A 23,301-nucleotide genomic window follows, 5' to 3' on the forward strand; every position below is an offset into this window, starting at 1 on the left:
CCGGCAAGAAAATGAATCGCAGAAGATGAGCTGAACCCCGCGCGTTACGGCTGGGCCCGGCTCCCATTTGGGAGTCCCCGATTCCGAAGGATCGTTTCCAAAAAATCCCCGTTTCTGGATGGGCACTTGAATCTCTCTCATTCAGAAATGGACGGTTGTTGTGACGGAACACATTTTGGTCGCTCGAGATCTGTTCAAGTCTTTTGAAAATCCACCGGTGACGGTATTGCAGGGGATCTCACTGTCGTGGTCGCGCGGTGAGTCCATTGCGGTGGTGGGTCCCTCCGGCTGCGGCAAGAGTACGCTGCTCCACCTTTTGGGTACGTTGGACCGCCCCGACAGCGGCGAGTTGTCGATCGACGGCTGCAACCCGTTGGACATGGACGAGGTCGATCTGGCGCGGTTCCGCAACAACCTGATCGGATTCGTGTTTCAGGACCATCATTTGTTGCCGCAGTACTCGGTCATCGAAAACGTGTTGTTGCCGATCATGGCCTTCGATCGCATTGGCGACGAGCATTTGGTTCGCGCGCGCAGCCTGCTCGACCGAATGGGGCTGGGGCACCGGCTGGACCATCGGCCCGAACAGCTTTCGGGCGGTGAGCGCCAACGCACGGCGCTGGCCCGTGCGTTGATCAAGAACCCCGCGGTGCTCCTCTGCGACGAGCCCACGGGCAGCCTGGACGGCGAGAGCGCGCGCAACGCGGCCGATCTGCTGCTGGAGCTGCATCGCGAGGAACACACCTGCCTGGTGGTGGTGACCCACAGTCCGGACCTGGCCCGGCGCATGGATCGCGAGATGACGTTGCGCGGCGGCCAATTGCAGGAGGCCGCCGCGGCGGTGGACCCGTAATCGGGCCCGGAATCGTTACCAGGACTTTTGCCACCCCAACGTGGCGGCCAGATCGGTTTCCAATTGCGGGCCGTCCAGGTCTTGCGACACGGGCAGGGTGAAGTCCAAGGCCAGGCGATGGCCGCCCGGGAGTTTCACGTTCAGGCCGATGCCGCCGTCGAGGCGGGAACCGGCGCGCAGGTCGGTGCGAGCGGTGGGCACCATCATCGGGTTCAGGGCCGTATCGGCGCCGTCGTAGTCCTGCCAATCGGCGTAATCCAGCGAGAGCGACACGCTGGTGGACTGCCCCAGCGGCAGTGCACCCCAAATGAAGGATTCCAAGCGATCGCCGCGGGTGTAATCGCGATCGTTCTCACCCAGGTGGATCCTGTTCTTGAGCTGGACCCCCCAGGACAGTTTGTCGGTTTGGCCGAGCCAGGTGATGCCCGGGGTGACGTCGTAGGTGCCCGAACCGGTCTGCATGGGGTAGGGGAGTTGGGCGACCGCGGCCATCGGGGTGGCGTCGGTATGGTCGATGCTGCCGGTGGGCAGGCTCACACCGAAGTTGAAATGGGCCCGCATGCGGTTGTCGTCGAAGAATTTGTACAGGCCGGTCAGCGACATGTCGCCGATGTGGCTCGAGGAGGTGGTGAATTGGGCGCCCATGCGCGTCCGATGCGCCATGTCCATATCCAGGAAGGGCGCCATCAGCATCAAGGTGAGCTGATCGGTCGGGGCGTACATGGCGCCGAGCATGTGCATGTCCATGGTCATGTCGAGCGGCGTCACCATGAAGTTTTGCAGCACCTGTTCGGGAGTGAGGCTGTCCGTGCCGGCGCGGTTCCCGTCCATGTCCATGCGCATGAAGCGGTAGGAAACCATCCATTCGCCGCGGTTGTGGGTGTGATCGCCCATCACGTGGATCGGGGCGTGGCTGTCGGGACGGGAAGCGTCCCAGGAATTGGCCGACGGGTTGGTTTCGCCGTCGTGAGCGAAAAGCGGAAAGAGGCTGACCGCAAGCAGGATCAGTCCATGGAAGAGGCTGCGATGAAACGAGATCGTCGCGGGCAGACGATGCCCCTGCGAGGAGAGAGACTTGGTATTCACGTGATACTCCTGATATTTGATTGCAAAAAAATCCCGTTCGCGGAACCGTCGAGAGAAGGTCCGCGCAAAGGAGCCGGCCCCACCGTGGGCCGGAGATGTGGGTGGGAGGCATCAGGAGGCGATGGGGATTTTGTCCCTGGGTTCCGGTTCCCAAACCGAATGGCCGGGAAGAAAGAGTTTGGGGCTTGGATTGGGTCCGGTAAAGACGAAATGAACCGGGGTGCCGGGAACGTGCGGCGGCAGGGCGGTACCGGAGCGTTCGGGTGTGTTCCAACCGTCCGGCGCACATTGGGTCAGGGAGGGTCCGTCCGTTTCGGGGACCTTGACCACGTCGCCCTCGTGGGTGCCGGGACAGGCGTCGCCACACCGGCAGGCCACTTTACAGCAGCAGGCGACGGCCGCCGGGGCCTCGAGCGTTTCTGTAAGGTTCCGGAAGTCCAGCCAGGATGGTTGGAACCCCGTGCTGGCCAGCAGGTACGCGAGACACAGGCACAACCCGGCCGTGGCGCGGAGCGCTTTTCGGACCCGGAGCGTGGTCGATGCTGAGCGTCCTGGTATGCGAAACATGAGGTTGTTGTCCCTATGATGCTTGGTGCGAGACCGGAGCCGGCGCATTCTAACACAGTGTCAGTGTTTGCGACGCAGGCAGCAGCGCTTGTACTTCCGGCCACTGTGACAAGGACAAGGATCGTTTCGACCCAGCCGTTTCCGCGTTAGGAGATGATATTCCTCCGCGAAAATTTGAGCTGTATCTTGATTATAGATCCGGCTGAGCATCTCGTAGACCTTCGGATGCGCTTTTGCCAGTTTTTGGGGACTTTCGAAAAAGTATTCGGTGGTGACCGCCAGGAATTCCTGCTCGTTGGTTTTGCCGTAGGGGTCGATGGCGCCTTTCCCGCCTTTGCACACCTCGCGCATTTTCTCTTCCATCAGGTTCCGCCAGGGGGCGATCAGGTCGGGTGGCAGGGCCGCGGCGACGCCGTCGATCGAGCCGTCCCGCTTGTCCACCATGTGCGCGAACTCGTGGATCCCCACGTTGCGTTTGTCGTGGGGGTTGGCGAAGCCGGCGACCAGGGCCGGTTCGGAGAGAATCACCACGCCGTTGTTCAGCGAGCCGTGGACCATGCCCAGGATGCGTTGGTCCTCGCCCGAGCCCACATCGTAGTTCTTGTCGAAGTTGGCGGGATAGAGCAGGACCTCGCTGAGGTATTCGTACTCCCAGTGGGGGAAACCCATGACGGGGATGACGGCGCTGGCGGCGACTAGGATGCGGTGGTGGTCGGTCACCTCCAGATCGATGCCGGAGATCGGCGTTTCGGCCAGGAACACCTGCACGAGGCGCAGAAAGCGCGCCTGGCAATCGGGCTCCAGCGCATTGTAATAGGCCACGTGTTGCTTCAGCAGCGGCTCGTAGGCTTCGGGCACCGGCTGGGCCAGGATGTTCCAGCGACGGCGCACCTTGGCCGTGAACAAACGGTAACCGACCAAGGCGCAGACGCCCGCGAGGACGAGGAGGAGGATCGCGGCGGTGCGGTCGCGGTGTAGGTAGCCGGCCATCAACAGGATGGGCAGCGCGATCAGCGCCGACAATTTGAGCGAATTCAGTCGGTTGCGTTTTAAGGTTTGGGCGTCGACCAGCAATGGTGCCTCCGGGTTTCGGGCCAAAGATCGGCCTATCATATCAATTTGTATCCTTGCTTGATCGTGGGTTGGCACGTTCCTCTGTTTTTTTACCACCGATTCGACCGAGTTCCCGGAGTTGAGAGGATAGATACCAAAGCGGATCTCGAGGGATTTTGGAGATATAGGTATGTTAGTGAGTCTTGGGGGAGAAAATCACGAGATTATAGTTTTTTTGATGTGGTGTTTTATATCATGAGATTTATTGAGATACATCTGTCCAGTCGACACAACCTGATGGATGATGAGTATAATGAAAATGTGTCTCTCTCAGTGTTCTCTGTGAACTCAGTGGTGAATAACAAAAACCATGGAGCCCGCTGCACCACGATACCCGAATGGGCGCCGATCACGATGCAATTCAGGAAGGTGGCTCAAATGTGACAGTAAATGTCCAGCAGCGAACATTGTCACACGCCTCGTAGATCTAAAATGAATTTAGCGGATGAGCTGACTCATTGGACATCTCGTTCCTAACTATGCTTCGAGGTGTACCTTTTATGCGAATGTGGTTCCTCTTTCTTCTTTCCTTCAGTATCTTCCCACCCTGTTCCGGTCAAGTGAATATCACCGTTCCCGAATACAAGATCACTTCGCCATCCGGCCTGACGAACGAAAAATTCGGGCATATCATTAAAAAAGGGCACTTCAACGACGATGAATACGCCGATCTGCTGATCGTGGAGGCGGACTATCGAGAACGGCATGGGGAAAAGGTAGGACGGGTTTGCCTGTATTACGGTCGGGAAGGCGATTTCCCTTCTGCGCCCGACCTGTGGATCGAAGGAACCCACGTCATCCCCTTTGCCAACAAAAGGGGCATCCACCGCATCGCTGTCGGCGATCTCGATCAAGACGGATACGATGATTTGGTCGTGGCGAATCCCACTTATGGCTCGGACGATCACGTCAAGAAACGGGGTTATTTTTCCGTTTACCTCTCCCGTTCCGACGGATCGGGTCTTCAGGCGGAGGAACCCTTTTTCACCATGGAGGGCGAGGACGAACCGCGCAGCCTGGCCCAGCGCCTGGACATCGGCGACATCAATGGCGATGGTGCCGATGACTTGGTGGTGACGGGTCCCTATGGCTTGGTCGATGGACGTTCGTACTATGGAAAAATCTACATTTGGTTTGGCGGCAACGGCATCGATGCACCGCATACCTTCGATGAGACGGCGGATTTCGTGTTCGGCGGCAGCGTCGATGACGACAATCTCGGCTTGTACCTGGTGTTGGGCGATGTCGACGGGGACGGCGTTCGAGACGTCGTCACGACCTGGGGCGACCAGCTCGGTCGCAAGATCTATATCTATCCCGGCGGACCCGAATTCCTCTCGCAACCGACCTATCGCAGCAACAACTGGCACGACCTCCGCCTTCGATTGTGCGCGGATTTCAACGGCGACGGCCGGGATGACGTGATCTTCGAAGCGCGGAATGGTAACCGTTGGGAAATGTGGCTCTTGCCTGGCGGCGACACCATTGATTTCGATGCCGCGGTTCGTCTCGAATCGTTGAACGGGTTTTTGGCGACCCATGCCGAAGACGTCGATGGCGATGGGCTTCACGATATGTTTGTCAACGAAAGGACGGGCAACCGGCATTACGTCAATGCCTATCGCGGTCACCCCGATGCCTTCCTCGATCTGGCCAACCCCCACTTCGTGATTCAAGATCACGATGCCAGCAGGGGAGAGCTGGTGAACAATGTGGTGCCCGTGGTTCGCGATGCCTGCCGGATCGACCTGGTGGGCATGAGCAAAGCCGATCCCGACGGACAATTGGTTCACGTCTATCGCAGCGAGAAACGCCCGTTCTCGATTGACTCGGGGTGGATCGCCCAGGGGTTGGTACCCATCGAAGTCACCCTCATGCCCGGTTGTGTCGACTTGACGGATACCGAGATTCACTGGCGCGTCGACCCCGAGATCGCACACACCGCACAAGGGCCGACGATGACCTTTCTCTCGAATCCCGATCCCGGTGTCACGCATTGCGAAGCCACCATTACGGAGCCGGACGGCGGACAGGAACATTCGCTCGCGTTCCAGGTGATGGTGGCCGAAGACCCGGCCTATTTCGATTACAACGGCGATGGCTGTAACAGTCGAGCCGACATCCTGGCCTTCGTCGCCGACCGTTGGGGTTGGGATGAGGCCGACGCTGACGATCCCAACGGCGATGGACGTGTCGACATTCGCGATCTCTTCTATCTACCGATCCACGGACGGCCTTGCCCCTGAACTTGGGTGCGCGATGTGACCGGGCGCTTCATTCGACCCGGCTGTCGCGCCCGTTACACTTGGCGCAGGTGTGCTCGTGAACGAATCGCCGGCCTGTCCGTGCCGGGAAATTCCCTGGCGTTTTTCGAAGCCACTGGCTAATGTTTTGGTATCCGTTCCAACAATTGAGGACGAAACATCATGTTTCCGATCCACACCCTTCTTCTCTACCTGTGCTTTTCAGGCATTACTGTCGAGCGTCCGGGTCGGTATTTCCTCAAACACTACCTTCCGGAGCATATGTATCCCCAAACATGGGGCACCACCCAGGATGACCTGGGCAATGTCATCGTCGCGGCAAGCAACGGCGTCTTCGTGTTCAACGGCATCGAATGGCGGCATCTTTCCATCGAGAGCGATGGGCCCTATGCGCTTTCCATTCACAGGGCGGAAGACGGAAGGATCTATGTCGGTGGTTACAACGGGTTGGGTTATCTGGTGCGCGATGGGTTCCGTTACAGGTACCGATCCCTGACGGAAAGCCTGTCGCTGCCCGAACGGCCCACCTTCCGACAAATCGCCTCGACCGAAGAGGGCGTCTACTTCATCGGCGCCAAGATCCTGTGCCTGGTGAAACGGGAGCTTGCCGTGGAAAGCATCGTGCCGGCTTCGCCGATCGTCTTTGCCACACCGTGGCGAGGGGGGCTCCTGGTCCAGGAGAAGTCGCGCTCACCGTATCTCCTCGGGGTGGACGATCCGGACATCCTCGCGGCGCTGAAGCGGATCGGTGGAGAAGATCTCACCTGCGCCTTTCCCCTCGACGATCGAGGGCACGTTTTCGGAAAGGCGAATCGCCTCTACGTGTATCGTTCCGGACGCATGGAACCCTTCGCCGTCGACCACGCGCCTCTCCTGGCCCGGTCCGGACTCTATCGCGGGTGCGCACTTCCCAATGGCGACCTGGCCCTGGCCACCCGCAGCGAGGGTGTTCTCGTCTTTACCCGTGCAGGTCGGCTGCTGTCCAAAATCGATCGAGATGGTGGGCTTGCCAACGCGATCACCAACCTGTTCGTCGATGGGACCGGAGGCCTTTGGGCCTGCGCCAACAGCCAGGGACTGTTCCGAATCGAAGTGAATCGCCCGGTGACCTACTTCGACGAGCGCAGCTACGGCGGCGCGCATTTCTTCCGAAAGATGGCCACCTTTGGGGGAGACCACTACTTTGCGGCCATGGACGGGCTCTATCGTGCCGCTTCGATGAATGCCCATCCGACCATCGATCTGGCGCCTCAGCCGGGGATGCCGCCTGGAGAGGACTGCCGCTACCTCGTACCCACGGCCGGAGGACTGCTGGTGGCCAGCCGAAGTGGTTTTTGGCGGGTGAATGAAAGTGGCGTCGAAAAGGTGGTGGATGCCTCGTTCGGCCGGCGAATCATCGCTTCCAGAGACCGAGCGAACATTTACTTCGCCATTTCCTCCGAGACGCTACACGTTCTGAACGTTACCGAAACGGATGTGCGTGAGATCCAACGACTGGCGTTGCCCATCGATCCGGTGGTGTTGGGGGAAGATACAACGGGCGACCTGTGGCTCGCCACCGATGCACGGGGCGTGGTCCGTGTCGACTTCGCCGATCCCGTAGCTCCGCGTGTGGTAGACGTGACCGATCCGATTTTAGGGAGTCGCGAGAATTGTGAAATATTCTCCCCACAACGGGATTTGTGGCTACAGTGTGCCGACACCCCGGTCATCGCCGTCGGCGACCGTGGTTTACATCCGCTGGCATGGTCGAACCCCGACGCCGCTCCCGAATGGGCCACCTTGATGACGCTGGATGTGGATGCCGACGGCGTGTATTGGTTCAATGCCTTGACCGAAGATGGCCAACAAATTGTCGGGACCATCGACACCGAGCGATCCGCATTTTCCTCCGAGATCCTGCTGCGATTCGGTTCCCACAAGCTCCGGAATGTCCAGTTCTTTCAAGATCCCCGCGACCGATCCATGTGGATCACTTCCTCCTTCGGTCTGCACCGCTACCAACCCAACGGGTTCCCCGAGCGGCAACGAACCCGGACCCAAATCACCCAGATCCAGGTGGAAGCGGATTGGGCCCGCTTGTCGGCCATTCCCTTTCGACACAATTCCCTCAAGTTCTCGTTCACCAACCCGGAATACGAGGGGGAGGGCCCGCTTTTCTTTCGATATCGGTTGCTCGGTTCCCACAAGTCATCGCTGCGGGAATATTCCCCCTGGCAACCCGTAAAATATAAAGAATACAGCCATTTACCGATGGGCGACTACGTGTTCGAAGTTCAGGGGCGAAATCGTTGGGAACTACCGGCCCACCCTACCCGCGTGCCGTTCACCATCTTGAAACCCTGGTACCGGACATGGTGGGCCTATTCCGCCTATGTCGCGGCGCTCGCCCTTCTGTTCTGGTCGCTGCTGTCCTGGCGCACCGCCAAGACTCGCCGGTACAACCGACAGTTGCAGCACGAGGTCATGCTCAAGACCCAGGCATTGGAGGCCAACCAGCGAACCCTCGAGGTCAAGAACCGCGAACTCGTTGCGCTGCACCAGGTAAAAGAGAAATTTTTCGCCAATATCACCCACGAATTCAGGACACCGCTCACGTTGTGTCTGGGGCCGCTGGAAGAGGTCTTGGAAGACGGGCGCATGAACCCGGAACGGCGCCGTAAAAAGCTTGATCTGGCCTTTCGCAATGCGAACCGCTTGCTGCGTTTGGTCAACCAAATATTGGACCTCTCCAAAATCCAGGTAGATGGTTTGGCACTGGCCTTCCAGCCCGTGGAGATGCGTGCCTTTCTCACCGCGAGAATCGCGTTACTGGTCGAGGCCTCGAAAAAGCACGGTGTCTCCATCCATCTGAGCGGTGAGGAGCTTGTGCTTCCCATCAGTGAAGACAAGATGGGGATCGCCGTGGACAATCTTCTGTTCAATGCACTTAAATTCACGCCGCCGGGTGGCCGCATCGAGGTTGACATGGAACGCCGGCGCGATTCGGTCGCCATCCTTTTCCGAGACACGGGGATCGGGATCGTCGCGGAGGATTTGCCCCACGTGTTTTCTCGATTCTATCAGGGCTCGCAAAAGGCCCTGCGAGGGGTGGGTACCGGCATCGGATTGGCCTTTACCAAAGAGATCATCGAACTTCATCGGGGCACTGTGGAACTCTCTTCCCCCGAGGGCGGCGGCACCCTGGTGGAGATAAGGCTGCCCCTGCCGGAAGCGGCGAGCGGTCAACCCGTCCGGACGGATGGGCATCGGATGTCGTCAGAAGCTTCCTCCAATCTATCCCGTGGGCCGTCGGCAAGAGACATGGTGCTCGTCATCGACGACGAACCTGATTTCATCGATTACCTCACCGGCATCCTCGAGCCCCACTACCGGGTGGTGGTCGCGGCTTCGGGAAAACAGGGGTTGGCTCGATTCGAAGCGCATCGCCCCGTCTTGACGTTGGCCGATGTCATGCTCCCGGATGTTTCCGGTGACGAAATCTGCCGTATCATCAAGCGAAGGCCCGGAACCCAGCATCACTCGGTCGTGCTGACTTCCGCCCGAGGAGAACGCGACTTGGCAGCCCTGGCCGATCGTTGCCGTGCCGACGCCTATATCGCCAAACCTTTCAGGCCCGCCGAATTGTTGCATCTGCTCGCCACCATCCTCGACAAAGCGAACAACCGTCGCTCCTGAGACGTGCACGGCGAGGCCGCATCGCGAGTTGGCCTCTGCGAGCGTCATTCCGAAAGGGCCGATTTCGGGAGAATGTGTCGTAAACTTCGGATCATGCATTGGATTCTCGAAGGGTGTGCGTCATGAACCCGGAAAAAAACGTGCTGGTCATCGAAGACGACCTCGAATTGCTCGACTACATTGCCGAAGTGCTGGAAGACGATTTTTTCGTCGTCAAGGCCGAGTCCGGTGAGCGGGGCGTGGTCCTGGCCAACGAACTCATGCCGGACTTGATCATGGTCGATCTTTCGCTTCCCGGCATCAGTGGTCACGAGGTGTGCCGGCAATTGAAACGGAATGAAGCCACCAACCATATCCCACTGGTGGTCTTGACGGCGCTCTCCGACGAGAACAACCTCATGGAGGGCCTGGGTACCGGCGTCGTGGAGTATTTGACCAAGCCTTTCTCACCCAAGGAGTTGCGTGCTCGGCTGGTCAATTTGCACGCCAACATGTGCCGAATCAAGGAACGGTTCGGTGTGACGGCCCTATCCGGGGCGGCATCCGCGGACCCCCGTTCGGAGTCGAGCCGGTTTCTCCAGAAGGTGGTAGCTATCATCAAACGCAACATCGACAATCCCGCTTTCGACGTGAACTTCCTCGCAAGGGAAGTGGGTTTCAGTCGACGCCAGCTCCAGAGGAAGTTGAAGACCATCAACGACCAGACGCCCAACGAGCTCATCAAGGACATCAGGCTGGAAACGGCGGCCTCTCTGTTGAAAGGCCGCCAGAACAATGTCGCGGATGTGTGTTTCAGCGTGGGATTCGAGAACCCCAGCTATTTTTCGAAGAGTTTTCGGGAGAAATACAAGATGAGCCCCAGGGAGTTCATGGCCAAGCACCGCTCGTGATGCCCTTTTTGCGCGTGGCTCGCAAGGGGCTCGCATCGTGGGAAGTGGTTTAGCGTTTGGTATTTGGGGTATGTTCGAAGGCGCCGACATCGTGCTGGGCACCCTGCGGCCTGGGTTGGTAGTCGAAATCGAAGGAAACGCCGTAGGGTGTGGTGTCGATGCCTTGATCGATGGCCGGGGAACAGGGCGAGAGGTGGAGGTCATCCGCTTGAACATCGGTGAACAGGCAGGGAGGAGGCGTGTCGTACACCTGGTTCGCCTGAACGTCCACCTGGCCCTGTCCTTTGATTTTGATCACGTCGTAGTTGTTGTCTTGAATGATGAGGTTATTCGCGACCAGATGGGCGTCGCCACTTTCGGTGCGCAGTTTGATCGCATTTTTTGTCGGTGAAACGATGGTGTTGTTGAGAATGAACATTCCCGCTTCGTCGCCAGGAACGTTGTGATTCACCTCGATCCCCTGACGGGGACTGCCGCTACCGCTGCCGGGACGAATGATCGTGTTGTTAAATACTATAGAACCATTCGCGTTATAGTATAGAAATATGCCTTTTCCCTTACCATCCGTGATTCGGTTGTTGAACACTTCACAATTGCAGCCAGGCCCCAACGCAATGCCGCCATTTTGGGAATTGTTGTCTCGGAGACTGTCGCCTGTTACCCGGTTGCCCATGATCTGGCACGCCGCGACGGCCGACTTGACGTTGATGCCTTCGTAGCCGGTATTCTCGATGACGTTGTCATAGACCGCAATGTGCTCGGTCACCGGGCCGTTCAATGCGATGGGGCCTCCCTGACAGTTGTGAACATGGCCTTCGAGGTAGTAAGGGAGTCCCAGATACATGCCCTCGGTCAGGGTGTCGTGAATGTAGAGGTCGTGAAACACACCGTGGGATTGGGTGAAATTTTCACGAGAAACCACGTCGTTCAGGTCGCCGACGTCCTCGCCGTCGCCGTCGTAGTCGTAGGCGTAGGTGGTGTCGGAGCCGTCGGGGCAGGTGGCGTGGGTGTTCCAAACCAAGCCGATACCGTGGGAATCCGGATCCAGCCCGATGTTGGCGATCTCCACATGATCCACCTCGATGTGTGAGGTCTTGCGATTGAGTTGCATGCCTTTCTTACCGGCACCATCGATGCGGATTCCATAGAATTCACCTTCATCCCCGGTGCCCGAGATTTGGATGTACCGGCTGTTGACGACATGTAACCCGACATCGCCGTCGGTGCTGATCACGACTTGTCCGCCGACGTTGACGAATCGGATCGGGTCGGCCTCTTCTCCGTGGAAGTTCATGATTTTCAAGCGGCCGCGAAGCCCGCCGAGAATACACAGGGTATCTCCAGGTTGAACGAAGGAAAACTCGTCACGAAAATCGACGATTTGATCGGATGGATTTATATAACAGTCACATGAATCACCGACACCATAAAACAGTAATACGAAAAATGTGAACGTGGTCATACACTAGCTCCCTAACATCATTGTGGTGGCGCTTTCGATAAAAGCTCCTGCCGCTAGGAATTGTAGTGGGTGCCACGCCGGAACCGATAACAACGCCTGGCCAAAAAATAATACTTTTCGGCCAAATCCTCCTGCGATTGTGCCCATACCGGCGAATGCGGTTCCGTAACCACGCGAACGGCCGCTGAGCAGGTGGAACCGGCCGGCGCAGCCAAACAGCCGGCCATGGTGCCTCAACGGCTTCATCCCATCCGGATGCGGAGCCGTTGCAACAACCAGGTTAGTTCGCCGGCAGGGGTACGCGGTGATCGAAACGCCGGCGGTCGGTTAGCCGGTATCCGACACCCGGACCTCGGAAACCAGGACCTCGGCCTGAGCGGTGACTCACTCGAAACGAATGCGTTTGAGTTCCCTAATGCCGAGAGATCCGTCGTTGATCGGGGGCGGGAAACACTTCGAAGTGATCAGGGTTTCGAAAATTCAGAACGCCAATATGCGAAGCTCCAATAAGAGCGGGAGCTTCGGAATGTGCGACCAGCGGTCGCACCTACCTGGCCTTACCGGCCCTGATCGACCCCTTGATCAGGCAGCCGATACCACCCTGCCGGCTCGCTTCGCGTTGTTTCTTTCTCGAAATCGAGCTGGGTGTGCCCGCTGGTTCGGGGCTCTTGCGTAACAAATTCTGTAAAGTTCGAAGATAAAGCTATCAACCTAAACAGGCGGATGTTCGAGGCGTTCGTCAAAAAAGTCGGCTCAGTGGGCCTACCTACAGGCCTGATTCTCCTCTCACGATGGGGGGACCTGGACTTCACGGCTTTCGATTGGGGTCGTGAGGGAAAATGGCGGCTTCGCTCTTTGACGCAATTGATTGCTGTTGCTTGGGTTGCTTCGATTGGTTCACCAAGCTGGTGAACCTACAGGCCTGATTCTCCTCTCACGATGGGGGGACCTGGACTTCACGGCTTTCGATTGGGGTGGCGAGGGGAATGATCGGCTACGCTCTTTGGCGTAATTGATTGCTGTTGCTTGGGTTACTTCGATGCGTCGGCCCAGCGGGCCAACCTACCTGGCACCACGCCCCTCTCGTGAATGCGGGAACCCCCTAGCGATTCGCTTCGATTAGTTACCCACTTGAGACCCACCGGCCTGAGCGGGGATTCTGTGGTTTTAAACATCCTCCTACGCCAATCCCCTGGGACCGGGAACCGCCTCCAAGAGCTTCACGAGCTCGACGAGCCGGCTCCCGATACCAAATGGGTCATTGCTGCTTCGCGGGCGTGAACAGCGGGAAGGATCGATGGGAGAAATCGTCGAAAAACGGCGTCATGCTCAGAAAGTGGGTGTCCAGCTCGAAGGTCAGGCCCTCACCGTAGATGTTGCCCGATTCGCCGAGAGGGAACATGCTGTCGATCCGTACCGGTCCCGTTTCGCCCACCTCGATGCAGTGCGCGTAGGTGGACCGGTTGCTGAACGGGACCTGGTGCAGGGGCGCGCCCGTGAGCAGGGACAACAGCGGGTGATCGAATTGGAGGGTACCGCGCAGACCCTGACCCCAGGGTTGCTCGCCCAGTGCGGCCAGCGCATCGTCCAAGGCTTGGACGATCACGGCATTTCGCGTCTGGGGCGCGTTCGGGTCGGCGTTGGTGAACCAGTCGTAGCTGTTCTGGAGAGCCGTGCCCGTATCCAATCCGTGGATGAGCACATTCATATAGACCGGGTTGTCTATGTTGTTCACCTCCTCGAACGTCAGGTTCAGCACGCCGCGTATCCAGGAGTCCAACAACATCCAAGCGTCGGCCCGGTCGGCGCCGAGCGCCCAGGATGACGGTCCACCCTCGACGAAGTAGCCGTCCCAGGCGTTCAAGAGATCGATGGCGTCGTTGCGTGCGTCGCTGGGCTCTGCCGCAACGGCTGCGGTGAAGGCATCGCGAATCAGCGGCCAGGGATTGCCGCCGTCGCCGCCCGGTCCCAAGGGCGTCTCGGCGTTGAAGGGCACGGCCAGGCTCGGTGCCACGTGCTGTTCGGTGCTGGCGATGGCGAGCGCCACGCCGCGCACTTCCTCGAATTGGACGTCGCCTCGGTTCACCAGCTCGCGGAGGTGGTTTTCCACTTCGATTGCCCGGTGGTAAGGCCCGTAGTAACGACCGCCGTCCACGTTGCTGTTCGGCACGTCCTGGCGCGCCTTGTTGTTCCAGCCGCCGTAGAAACCCTGGGCGGTATTGCGATCGTGGACGAGCGGGTGGGTGACCGCGCTGTCGTACTCGAGCACGGGAACGCCGGCCAGGGCGCCCTGGGGCAGGCGATAGTCGCCCTCGGGGCGGACGGGATTGCGCCCGCTCATCCAATAGGCGATGTTCCCCTCGCGGTCGGCGTAACAAAAGTGCTGGCTGACGCCGACGCGTTCGAGCGCCGCGCCGAACGCATCCATGTTCTGGGCCGTGGCCATGTCGAAGAAGGCCTGAATGGTGCGGAACTCGAAATCCCAATGAGCGTATTTCCACGCGACCGCCGGCTCGAGGCTGATCAAGGGGCCGTGTTCGGTGCGGTAGATGTTCAGCGTTTCTTCTTCACCGTTGGGGCCGATGAAAGTTTCGGTCCGGTGCAGCTCGTTCTCCGTCGGTGTTTCCTCCATGTAGAGGTCCATGCTGTTGGCGTGCCCGACCTGCATCGACCAACTGTGGTGGGGCGTACGGCCGATGAGGATGCCGGGAATGCCGGGTACGGTTCCGCCGGAAATCTGGAGACCACCGCCGTTGATGGAACCTTCGATCACGATCGAAGGTGTCATGAATCCCATCTGCGGGCCCGAGTAGAGGATCGGGTTGCCCGACTCGGTTCGATCGCCGGCCACCACCCAGGCATAGCTGCCCATCTTGATTTTGGCATTCAGTGATTTCTGGACCTGCTCTCGAGACACATGGCGGTCCTCCAAGTAGTGGTGGAGTGCGACGAAATCCACGTCGGAACGGAGACGTCCGGCCGGTGCCGTCGAAAGCGGCGTCGTCATCTTGGCCGGCGAATCGGCTGGAATCATGGTGGGCGCGTCGGGGTCGTTGAACCAGCGCAGGTCCGCGAACATGTCACCGGCCTGGTCGGGAAACTGCGTCTGAAGTTGTTGCAGCAGCGCGGCGTTTTCCATTTGCCCGCTGCCGTAGTCTTGTTGGTCGAACGAGCGCAGCATGGCGATGATGATCGAGAGTACGTCGATTTCGCGCCAGGGTTCCACCGCCAGGCCAAGCGCCTTGAACTCGATCGGCATCAGGTTCGGGTCGGCCATGGCTTCGGCCCTCCGGCGATTGACGCCCTCGGTATAGGCCCTGACCATGGTTTTGGCTTCGGGTTCCAAATCTTCGAAGGCCTGCCAGTATTCTGCTTCGGAATAGCCGACCATGCGGGTGAATTTGTCTTGAGCCAGGGTCTCCTCGTTGGAGATCAGCGGAAGTTCCGAAAGGCGACCCAGCCCGAGTCGCCGGAAGGTTTCCATCTGCCAGAGCCGGTCGCTGGCGACGTTGTAACCCATCATCTCGATGACGTCGTACAACGATCCGTTTTCGATGAACCAGACGCCCTGGCCGTCGCGCGTACTCTCGGCGGTGCCGATCCCTCGGGTTTGGTTGGCCCACAGGTAAGTGGCGCCGGGAAGATTGCCGCGCAAAGCCGTCACGGCCAAGGGAACGGTCGCGTAGACTTCGTAGACGAAGCCGGCATCGGCGTCGAATTCGGAGCCATCGGGGCTGCCCAGCACATACAGCGCCTTGGCCATGGGCGCCAGCTCGGTCGCGATGCGCAGGGATTGGGTGATGGTCCCGTCGGATGCCTTCTGGGCGACCCAGACATCGGCCGCCTCCGCGCCCGTATTGACCACCGCGAAGCCGTCGAACACGGTCGACCAGTCGCCCGAGAAAAAGCGATGGCGGGTCGCGTGATCACTCGTTTCCGTGACGTGGGCCGGACTGCCGTCGCCCGTGGCGATCACGTAGGCCACCGAAACGGTGAGGTCCTCGCCCGTGATGGTGGCGTGAGAAGCCGTGGCGCCGAGCAGCTCGGCTGCGGACATCGAGGTGGTGGCGCGTCCGGCGAGGGTGCCGGTCACGGGATCCAAGGCACTGCCGGCGGCATCGTAGGGTGTCAACCGCCATTCCCGGTCATCGGCGGACTGGTTTTCTAAAATGACGGTGGTCTCGAAACCCCCGTCGGCGGAGGTCAGGTGAGGAATGATCCGCACTTGGGCGGCAAGCGGGGACATGAGGATACACAGATACAACAATCCGGTTAGGCGCATGGGGATACTCCAAGTCGTATGGTGGGTGTATCCCCGAGTATAACGCCATTGCCGGTTTTCTGACGCCCCCGTTCACGTAAATTTGGCCAAACGGGTATATGAGAATTCGGTGAAGACTCAATACAAAGGAGGCGCCTGGGCCCTGAGGATGTCGTCGAGGACCTTTAGGCCGCGTTCCAGGGCCGGCCGCGATGGCACGCCGATCGACAACCGAACGGCGTGGGGCACGTGGCGGCGGCTGACGGAGAAGGCTCCGGCGCCGATCACGATGACGCTTCGCTTGCGGGCCTGGGTGACGAATTCGTCGGTGTGCCAGGGCTCGGGCAGCTCCAGCCAAATCTGATAACCCAAAGGATGGCAGCGGTGTGCGTGCCGCGCCAAAATCTGTTGGGCAAGCTGTTGGCGCCGTTCCGTCTCCGCCCGCTTGGCGGCGATCAGGCGGTCGGCCGTGCCGTCGACGAACCAGCGGGTGGTCACTTCCACCATCAAGGGCGGTGGCATCCACATGGTGGTGTGAATGCCGGTGAGCAGGCGGGCGCGCAGGGCCGGCGGCGCCACGATGAACCCGGTACGCAAGCCTGGCGCCAGGCATTTGGCGACACTGGAGAGGTAGAGGGTGCGTTCGGGGGCGTAGGTCGCGATCGGCGCCGGCAGGTCGGGCAGCAAAAAGGCGTGGACGTCGTCCTCGACGATCCAGAGGTCGTGCTTTTCGGCGATGCGCCCCAGGGCTCGCCGGCGGGCTTCGGAGAGGATGCCACTGGTGGGGTTTTGAAGGGTCGGCACCAGGTAGAGCCCGGCGGGCTTCGGCTCCATGCGACAGGCCCGCTCGACGGCATCCGGACAGATGCCTTGATCGTCGAGTGCCACCCCGCGCAGCCGAACGCCATGAGTCCGGGCCTGGCTCTTGATCGAGGGGTAGGTGAGTTCGCCGGTGAGCACCACCTGGCCCGGTGCGAACAGGGTCGAGAGGGCCACGGTCAGTCCGTGTTGGGACCCGGCCGTGACCAGGATGTCGTCGGCGCCGGTATTCAGCCCCAATCGACCGAGCCACTTCGCCGCGGCAGCGCGCTGGCGGCAGTCGGCGGACTCGGGATGGTAGGCGAGCAGCTCTCCGATGCGGGCATCGCCGGCAATCTGGCGCAGTGTTTCGGCCAACGCCGTGGCCTCTTCGGGGATCGAGACCGGCAGGCTGAGGGTGAGATCGACGATCTCCGATTCGGTGGGCTGTTCCGGCCACGGGTCCAGGGACGTAGCGCCGCGCACGTAGGTGCCCCGACCCACCTCGCCGGTCGTCAGGCCGCGGCGCTCGGCCTCGGCGTACCCGCGGCTGACCGTGCCGACCGTGACGCCCAGGGCATGGGCCAGTTCGCGGTGGGTCGGCAGGCGGTCGCCCGGTTGGAGGCGGCCCTCGGCCACGTCGCTGGCAATGGCGTCCGCGATGGCTCGATAGCGGGGAGTGTCGTCTTCAAGTGTGGGTATCCATATTGTCATGGTGACAATATAACAATTGACTCAAATTGTTTCAAGACATATAACCAAAAAACAACACATTGAACCCCTTTTGTCTTTATTGTGCTGATGTATTCGAAGGGGACATTAGGAGGCATCATGGTTCATCTCGGTACCACGCAATCACCCATCGACACGGAAGACAACTTGACCCTCGATCCCGAAAATTGGTCCGCGCTCAGGGAGGTCGCCCATCGCGCGCTCGACGAGGCGCTCGATTTCCAGATGTCGGTTCGCGACAAACCCGTCTGGCGCCCGGTTCCCGAGCAGACCGAGGCGTTGCTGTCCTCGCCGGCGCCGAGTGCCGGTCAGGACGCGGAGACGGTCGTGGAAGACATGTTGCGCCACATCGTGTCCTATCCGGCCGGACACGCGCATCCTCGCTTCTGGGGTTGGGTGTGCGGGACCGGTACCCCGATCGGGATGTTGGCCGATATGTTGGCGGCGGGCGTCAACGCCAGCTCGGGCACCTTCAACGATGCGCCGAGTCGGGTCGAAGCGCAGGTGCTGCGGTGGATGCGGGATCTCTTCGATTTCCCCGAGGGTGCCAGTGGGATCGTCACGAGCGGCGCTTCCGTGGCCAACATCATCGGGATGGCGGTCGGTCGCGATGCCGTGTTGACGGAAGACGTGCGCGGCCAGGGTTTAGGATCCGTGGCCGGGACGCCGACGGTGTACGCCTCCGAGCAGGTGCACTCGTCCGTCGACAAGGCCATGCAACTGCTGGGTCTCGGCCTGAAAAACCTGCGCAAGGTACCGGTGGACGAGGCCTATCGCATGCGGGTGGACGTGTTGGCGACCATGATCGCCGAGGATCGGGAGGCGGGTTGCCGGCCGATCGTGGTGATCGGCAACGCGGGCACGGTCAACACCGGGGCCATCGACGACTTGGAAGCGATCGCGGCCCTCGCCCGCCGAGAGGCGTTGTGGTTTCACGTGGACGGCGCAATCGGCGCCCTGGCCGCGATCTCGCCGCGATTGCGGCCGCGCCTGCGCGGGCTGTCCCAGGCCGACTCCATCGCTTTCGACTTCCATAAATGGCTCTACGTGCCCTACGAAGCGGGCTGCGTCCTGATCCGGGACGGCGAGCAGCACCGGCGCAGTTTCTCGGCCGCGGCCAGTTACCTGGAAACCCCGGCCAGGGGCATCGCGGCATTGGCCGACTCCAGCAATACGCGCGGGCCCCAGCTTTCGCGCGGGTTCAAGGCGCTGAAGGTGTGGGCCCAGATTCGCGAGTTCGGCTTCGATCGGCTGGGGCGCCTGCACGACCAGAACGTGGCCCATGTCCAGCATTTGGCTCGCTTGGTGGACGCGGCGCCGGGCCTGGAGTTGATGGCACCGGCACCGCTGAACATCCTGTGCTTTCGCTATGTGCCGTCGTCTCTGCCGGAAACGGCGTGGGACGCGGTCAACCAGGAGTTGTTGATGCGATTGCAGGAAGACGGCATCGCGGCACCATCGAGCACCCGGCTGCGCGGGCACTTCGTGCTGCGGGTGGCCAACACCAATCACCGAAGTCGACGCGAAGATTTCGACCTGTTGGTCCGCGAAACCCTGCGCCTTGGCGGTGAGATCGAAGCGGCCTGGGCGGCGGGAGAAGTACCGGCTAGGTAAATGACGCAGTGGCGGGCCTCGGTCCGCCACGCTTTCTGGTGTCGAAGTCATCCACGAGAGCCACAGGCGAACGGGTGTGGACGCCCAGCTTCATATCGAGAAAGAAACAACGCGAGGTGAGCCGGCGCGTGGAGCCCGCATGTGCGTAAGAGACGTAAACCCTGTAGGTGCCGGGCGTTACCGGCCCTGCCCGCCTAGGGCGCCGGGCCGACGTGTCGAAGTACCTAATCACAAAGTTCCCGCATCTTGAGAGGGGCGTAAGGCCTGTAGGTTCACCAGCTTGGTGAACCAATCGAAGCAACCCAAGCAACAGCAATCAATTGCGTCAAAGAGCGAAGCCGCCATTTTCCCTCACGACCCCCATCGAAAGCCGTAAGGTCCAAAGTCCCCGCATCGTGAGAGGGGCGTAAAGTCTGTAGGTTGGCCCGCCGGGCCGACAAATCGAAGCAACGCGTGGACCAGAAGTGGGTTACGCCAAAGAGCGAAGCCGATGATTTCCCTCGCTGCGTGCCAACGAAGTCGCAAAGTCCAAAGTCCCCGCATCGTGAGAGCGACGTAAGGCCTGTGGGTTGGGCTGCCAGCCCGACAAATCGAAGCAACGCGTGGACCAGAAGTAGGCTACGCCAAAGAGCGAAGCCGATGATTTCCCTCGCGGCGTGCCAACGAAGTCGCCAAGTCCAAAATCGCCGCATCTTGAGAGGGGAGTAAGGCCTGTGGGTTGGCCCGCCGGGCCGACAAATCGAAGCAACGCGTGGACCAGAAGTGGGTTACGCCAAAGAGCGAAGCCGATGATTTCCCTCGCGGCGTGCCAACGAAGTCGCCAAGTCCAAAATCGCCGCATCTTGAGAGCGACGTAAGGCCTGTGGGTGAGCCGGGCCGCGCAGGCAGCTTGCCTTACCGGCCCTGCTCCACCAATCGAAGCGACCTGACACAGATCGAAATCGATCATCGAGAGATCTGGAGGCTCGACTTATCTGCTTCGCTCTTTTACCACTTGATCTTGCGAAGCCTGAGTCGCTTCGAAGTGTCGGGCCAGCGGCCCAACCTACTGCCGCGCCGACCCTCAATGCTTGAGGGAACTCCTCGCCTTGATCGCTTCGAAAAGTTCAGCCGGCGGGCTTACCGCCCCTGCTGAACCTGCCGGGCACGACGACTCTCTCGTAGAAACATTAGACAAAATCGGCTTATTATTCTACCCTTAGAATATGAAAGGTAAAAAGCTGACAGACAGTGAGTTATTGGTTCTTGGGCTCGTTTCGGAAATGCCTCGGCACGGCTACGAACTGGAGCAGGTGATCGATGGTCGCGGCATGCGTGAATGGACCCAAATCGGTTTTTCTTCGATCTATTTCGTATTGGGCAAGCTGGAAAAAGCCGGCTTCGTATCGGCTGAAAAACCGGCGGGGCGCAAGGCGAAAAAAGTCTTTTCCATTACCCGTTCGGGCCAGGATGCCTTGGCTGCGCAGACCGCCGAGGCGCTCGGCCATTACCGGCCCACCTTTTCCTCCGTGTTACTCGGCATGATTCACTGGGAAGTCCTGTCACGCGAAGCCTCGCTTGCCGCTCTCGATGCGCGAAGGACCGCCGTCGCTCGCGAGCTGGAGCGACTGGAGCGTATTCGATTTGAAAGTCAGCCGTTGCCAGACTTCATTGAAGCGCTGTTCGATTTTTCGGAGGGCCAGTTGCAAGCGGAGAAACAATGGATCGAAACAACCTCTGCGTACATGGAAGCCAAGCCTTGAAAGGAGTTGAATCGTTATGAGAGTCAAAATTGATCGCGCAAAACTAGTAGAGCTTTATCTACCCGGCACGGAGGGGTTCACCCTCGTGGACGTGCCCGAAATGCCGTTCGCCATGATCGACGGAGAAGGATCGCCCGACCACGGCGCCAGCGCCAAGGCGATCAAAACGCTGTTCACGGCCATCTACCCGATCCGGCGAGAAGCCCGAAAACGCATGGGGAAAAACTTCGTGGAAGCCCCGTTGGAGATGCTCTATTGGGCTGACGACATGCACGACTTGGCAGCGGGCAACAAGGAGAACTGGAAGTGGAAAGTGATGGTCGTGCTTCCCGACTGGGTCGATGATGAAATGTTTTCGCAGGCCGTCGCGGAAGCGAGGGGCCAGATGGACGAAGTCCCGGAATCGTTGCGGTTGGAAAAGTTTGCGGAAGGTCGATGCGCCCAGATCATGCATTTCGGACGGCAGCAAGAAGTCCCAGCAACGCTTGAACGGCTCTACACGGAATTCCTGCCACAGAACGAACTGGATCCGGCCGGTCCCTATCACGAAATCTACCTGAACGATTGGAGTCGGGTGCCGCCGGAGAAACGAAAGATCGTTCTGCGCCAGCCCGTACGCGCGGCCGACTAGATATGTTCTCTTGAAACGAATGGGTGGATCCAACCTGAAATGGGTCTTGCCGTCGTCGAATCTGTATCAGAAAACCAGGAAATATCAGAACGAGGAAAGCAAGCCCACGGTGTGCCACCAAATGCCTGCTCCTTCCTGGTTCCCGGTCTTCCCGGCTTCCTGCTTTTCTTGAGGAGAACGACTCATGGCCCTTCGCCTGTCGGCCGAGCGGGTTGGACGGGCCTTGCTCCCAGAGCCGATCAGGCTTTTTTCAGTGGGTACGTGATCTCGGTCAACCACTCGGAGGGGTCCGGTACTTCGCCCGGGTCGGTCAAGTATGACTCCCATGGTGCGCCGTCCGCCTGCTCGTTGTGTTCCGCGATCCAAACCTGAATCGCTTCGTGAGCCAGGTTGAGGCTGTCATAGGGACCCTTGTGGATGGTGGTGACCACGTCGCCGCCAAAGAGCGAACCGGAAGTGATGTCACCTTCAGCGTCGGCCTGCCCCGCGATGGGCATGCCGGCCTCGATCGTGACCAGGCCCGGCCCGTAACTGACGTATCGAGCTGTTGGGGGTCCGGCGAACGGGATGCCTCGAGAAGTGGCGAACTGAAACACGGGAACGAACATGCTCGCAAGCGCTTCGGCAATGGCCTCCGGCTTCGTTTGTTTCTTCATGAAAAGAAACGGGGTCGCGGTGATGACCTTTTTTTCGACCTGGTAGCTCATGGGTGTTCCTCCGGGAATCGCGGGTTTTGATTGACGGACCATCGAAATACGATACAGGCCGACACAGGGGGCAGCTCGCTTTGCCGTATCCAGATGATCGGGATGGTGCGGACTGCATGGGTTGGCTTGTCCGAATACCTCGCGGTATCTGCGAGGTGAGGTATCGAACATCGCTCGAAAGGCCCGGGTGAAACCCTCGTGGCTTTCGAACCCGGCTTCCAATGCCACTTCGAGTACGCTTTTCCGTGAACTCAAAAGGGTGGCCGCAGCTCGTTGCAGGCGAACGCGGCGGCTGTATCGAAGCGGACTCTCGCCCACTTCAGCGCTGAACACCCGCTGAAGGTGGCAAGGGGACCGGCCGTCCTCCCGGGCCAAGTCGGCAAGACTGACGACCTCGCCGTCGTTTCGGCCCAATCGAACGAGCAGTGGGAGTATTTCTGCAATCCGAGTCATCATGAGGGAAATCTTATCAGTCGGGCTTTCGCTTTTCTTGACCATTCTTGCGATTTGGCAAAATCGCCCAACCCTGTTCCCAATGTCGACAACGCGGAAGTCGAATCGATGAGGTGCGGATCACGGCATCTCGTTCGCGCTGATAGCTCGACCTATCCCTGGATGCGGGAACCCCGTGGCTTGGGTTACACGTGAAAACGGCCGCGATGTAACCGCGGCCGTTTTCCGAATTCGTCGTGTCGATACCTAGGGTGGTAACTATTCGGTCAGTTCTTCCTCTTTGGGACGCTTGGGTCCCGACAGGATTAGGATCACTAAGACCAACAGCGGGGATATCAGGAGCGACAAGACCAACGAGCCGAGAAAACCCAGCTTGCGGTCCATGCCGTAAAGCGCTGTGATCAAGCAAATCAGGATATAGACGAGGAGGGGCAAAAAGGCCATGTTTCA

At 59.7% G+C, this 23,301-nt stretch carries 15 protein-coding genes and 1 pseudogene; 7 read left to right on the forward strand and 9 right to left on the reverse strand.

Features of this window, described 5'->3' with window-relative positions:
* Positions 1-160: 160 nt before the first annotated feature.
* A complete protein-coding gene (locus J3U87_RS24390) occupies positions 161-853 on the forward strand; it encodes an ABC transporter ATP-binding protein (protein WP_237378393.1) in 693 nt (230 codons plus the stop codon).
* A 15-nt stretch (positions 854-868) separates the two neighbouring features.
* On the opposite strand, the gene J3U87_RS24395 is transcribed toward J3U87_RS24390, so the two are convergent.
* From J3U87_RS24395 to J3U87_RS24405, 3 genes are all read right to left on the reverse strand, one after another.
* Positions 869-1,939 carry a transporter gene (locus J3U87_RS24395; RefSeq protein ID WP_237378394.1) on the reverse strand — a complete coding sequence of 357 codons (1,071 nt, stop codon included), beginning with the start codon at positions 1,937-1,939 and terminating at the stop codon, positions 869-871.
* A 111-nt stretch (positions 1,940-2,050) separates the two neighbouring features.
* Positions 2,051-2,506 (reverse strand): hypothetical protein, encoded by a 456-nt coding sequence (locus tag J3U87_RS24400; protein ID WP_237378395.1) that lies wholly within the window; start codon positions 2,504-2,506, stop codon positions 2,051-2,053.
* A gap of 60 nt (positions 2,507-2,566) precedes the next feature.
* On the reverse strand, positions 2,567-3,619 hold the full coding sequence (locus J3U87_RS24405; RefSeq protein ID WP_237378396.1) for a zinc-dependent peptidase: 1,053 nt from the start codon (positions 3,617-3,619) through the stop codon (positions 2,567-2,569).
* 500 nt (positions 3,620-4,119) lie between these two features.
* On the opposite strand from J3U87_RS24405, the gene J3U87_RS24410 reads away from it, so the two are divergent.
* From J3U87_RS24410 to J3U87_RS24420, 3 genes are all read left to right on the forward strand, one after another.
* On the forward strand, positions 4,120-5,865 hold the full coding sequence (locus J3U87_RS24410; RefSeq protein ID WP_237378397.1) for an FG-GAP repeat domain-containing protein: 1,746 nt from the start codon (positions 4,120-4,122) through the stop codon (positions 5,863-5,865).
* A gap of 180 nt (positions 5,866-6,045) precedes the next feature.
* On the forward strand, positions 6,046-9,561 hold the full coding sequence (locus J3U87_RS24415) for a hybrid sensor histidine kinase/response regulator (protein ID WP_237378398.1): 3,516 nt from the start codon (positions 6,046-6,048) through the stop codon (positions 9,559-9,561).
* A 122-nt stretch (positions 9,562-9,683) separates the two neighbouring features.
* A complete protein-coding gene (locus J3U87_RS24420) occupies positions 9,684-10,451 on the forward strand; it encodes a response regulator transcription factor (RefSeq protein WP_237378399.1) in 768 nt (255 codons plus the stop codon).
* 49 nt (positions 10,452-10,500) lie between these two features.
* On the opposite strand, the gene J3U87_RS24425 is transcribed toward J3U87_RS24420, so the two are convergent.
* The 3 genes from J3U87_RS24425 to ehuR all read right to left on the reverse strand — a co-directional run bounded on the left by J3U87_RS24425 (position 10,501) and on the right by ehuR (position 17,686).
* On the reverse strand, positions 10,501-11,913 hold the full coding sequence (locus tag J3U87_RS24425; protein ID WP_237378400.1) for a right-handed parallel beta-helix repeat-containing protein: 1,413 nt from the start codon (positions 11,911-11,913) through the stop codon (positions 10,501-10,503).
* A gap of 1,258 nt (positions 11,914-13,171) precedes the next feature.
* Positions 13,172-16,195, reverse strand: a complete 3,024-nt coding sequence (locus J3U87_RS24430) for a penicillin acylase family protein (RefSeq protein WP_237378401.1) — start codon at positions 16,193-16,195, stop codon at positions 13,172-13,174.
* 117 nt (positions 16,196-16,312) lie between these two features.
* A complete protein-coding gene (ehuR, locus tag J3U87_RS24435; protein WP_237378402.1) occupies positions 16,313-17,686 on the reverse strand; it encodes a MocR-like ectoine utilization transcription factor EhuR in 1,374 nt (457 codons plus the stop codon).
* Positions 17,687-17,803: 117 nt separating this feature from the next.
* Here ehuR and J3U87_RS24440 point away from each other — a divergent pair, with 117 nt between their 5' ends.
* The 3 genes from J3U87_RS24440 to J3U87_RS24450 all read left to right on the forward strand — a co-directional run bounded on the left by J3U87_RS24440 (position 17,804) and on the right by J3U87_RS24450 (position 21,691).
* On the forward strand, positions 17,804-19,318 hold the full coding sequence (locus J3U87_RS24440; RefSeq protein WP_237378403.1) for a pyridoxal phosphate-dependent decarboxylase family protein: 1,515 nt from the start codon (positions 17,804-17,806) through the stop codon (positions 19,316-19,318).
* Positions 19,319-20,523: 1,205 nt separating this feature from the next.
* Positions 20,524-21,060, forward strand: coding sequence for a PadR family transcriptional regulator (locus J3U87_RS24445; RefSeq protein ID WP_237378404.1), 537 nt, complete (start codon positions 20,524-20,526; stop codon positions 21,058-21,060).
* A gap of 16 nt (positions 21,061-21,076) precedes the next feature.
* Entirely contained in the window at positions 21,077-21,691 is a 615-nt protein-coding gene (locus J3U87_RS24450) for a GyrI-like domain-containing protein (protein WP_237378405.1), read from the forward strand.
* A 239-nt stretch (positions 21,692-21,930) separates the two neighbouring features.
* Here the strand turns inward: J3U87_RS24450 and J3U87_RS24455 are convergent, their stop codons facing one another.
* The 3 genes and pseudogenes from J3U87_RS24455 to J3U87_RS24460 all read right to left on the reverse strand — a co-directional run bounded on the left by J3U87_RS24455 (position 21,931) and on the right by J3U87_RS24460 (position 23,295).
* Positions 21,931-22,398 carry a GyrI-like domain-containing protein gene (locus tag J3U87_RS24455; protein WP_237378406.1) on the reverse strand — a complete coding sequence of 156 codons (468 nt, stop codon included), beginning with the start codon at positions 22,396-22,398 and terminating at the stop codon, positions 21,931-21,933.
* A gap of 150 nt (positions 22,399-22,548) precedes the next feature.
* A pseudogene (locus J3U87_RS35370) lies at positions 22,549-22,896 on the reverse strand (helix-turn-helix transcriptional regulator); the annotation flags it as partial.
* Between the two features lie 213 nt (positions 22,897-23,109).
* A complete protein-coding gene (locus tag J3U87_RS24460; protein ID WP_237378407.1) occupies positions 23,110-23,295 on the reverse strand; it encodes a hypothetical protein in 186 nt (61 codons plus the stop codon).
* Positions 23,296-23,301: the final 6 nt, after the last annotated feature.

This window comes from Sulfidibacter corallicola (genome assembly GCF_017498545.1).
Lineage (GTDB): Bacteria > Acidobacteriota > Holophagae > Acanthopleuribacterales > Acanthopleuribacteraceae > Sulfidibacter > Sulfidibacter corallicola.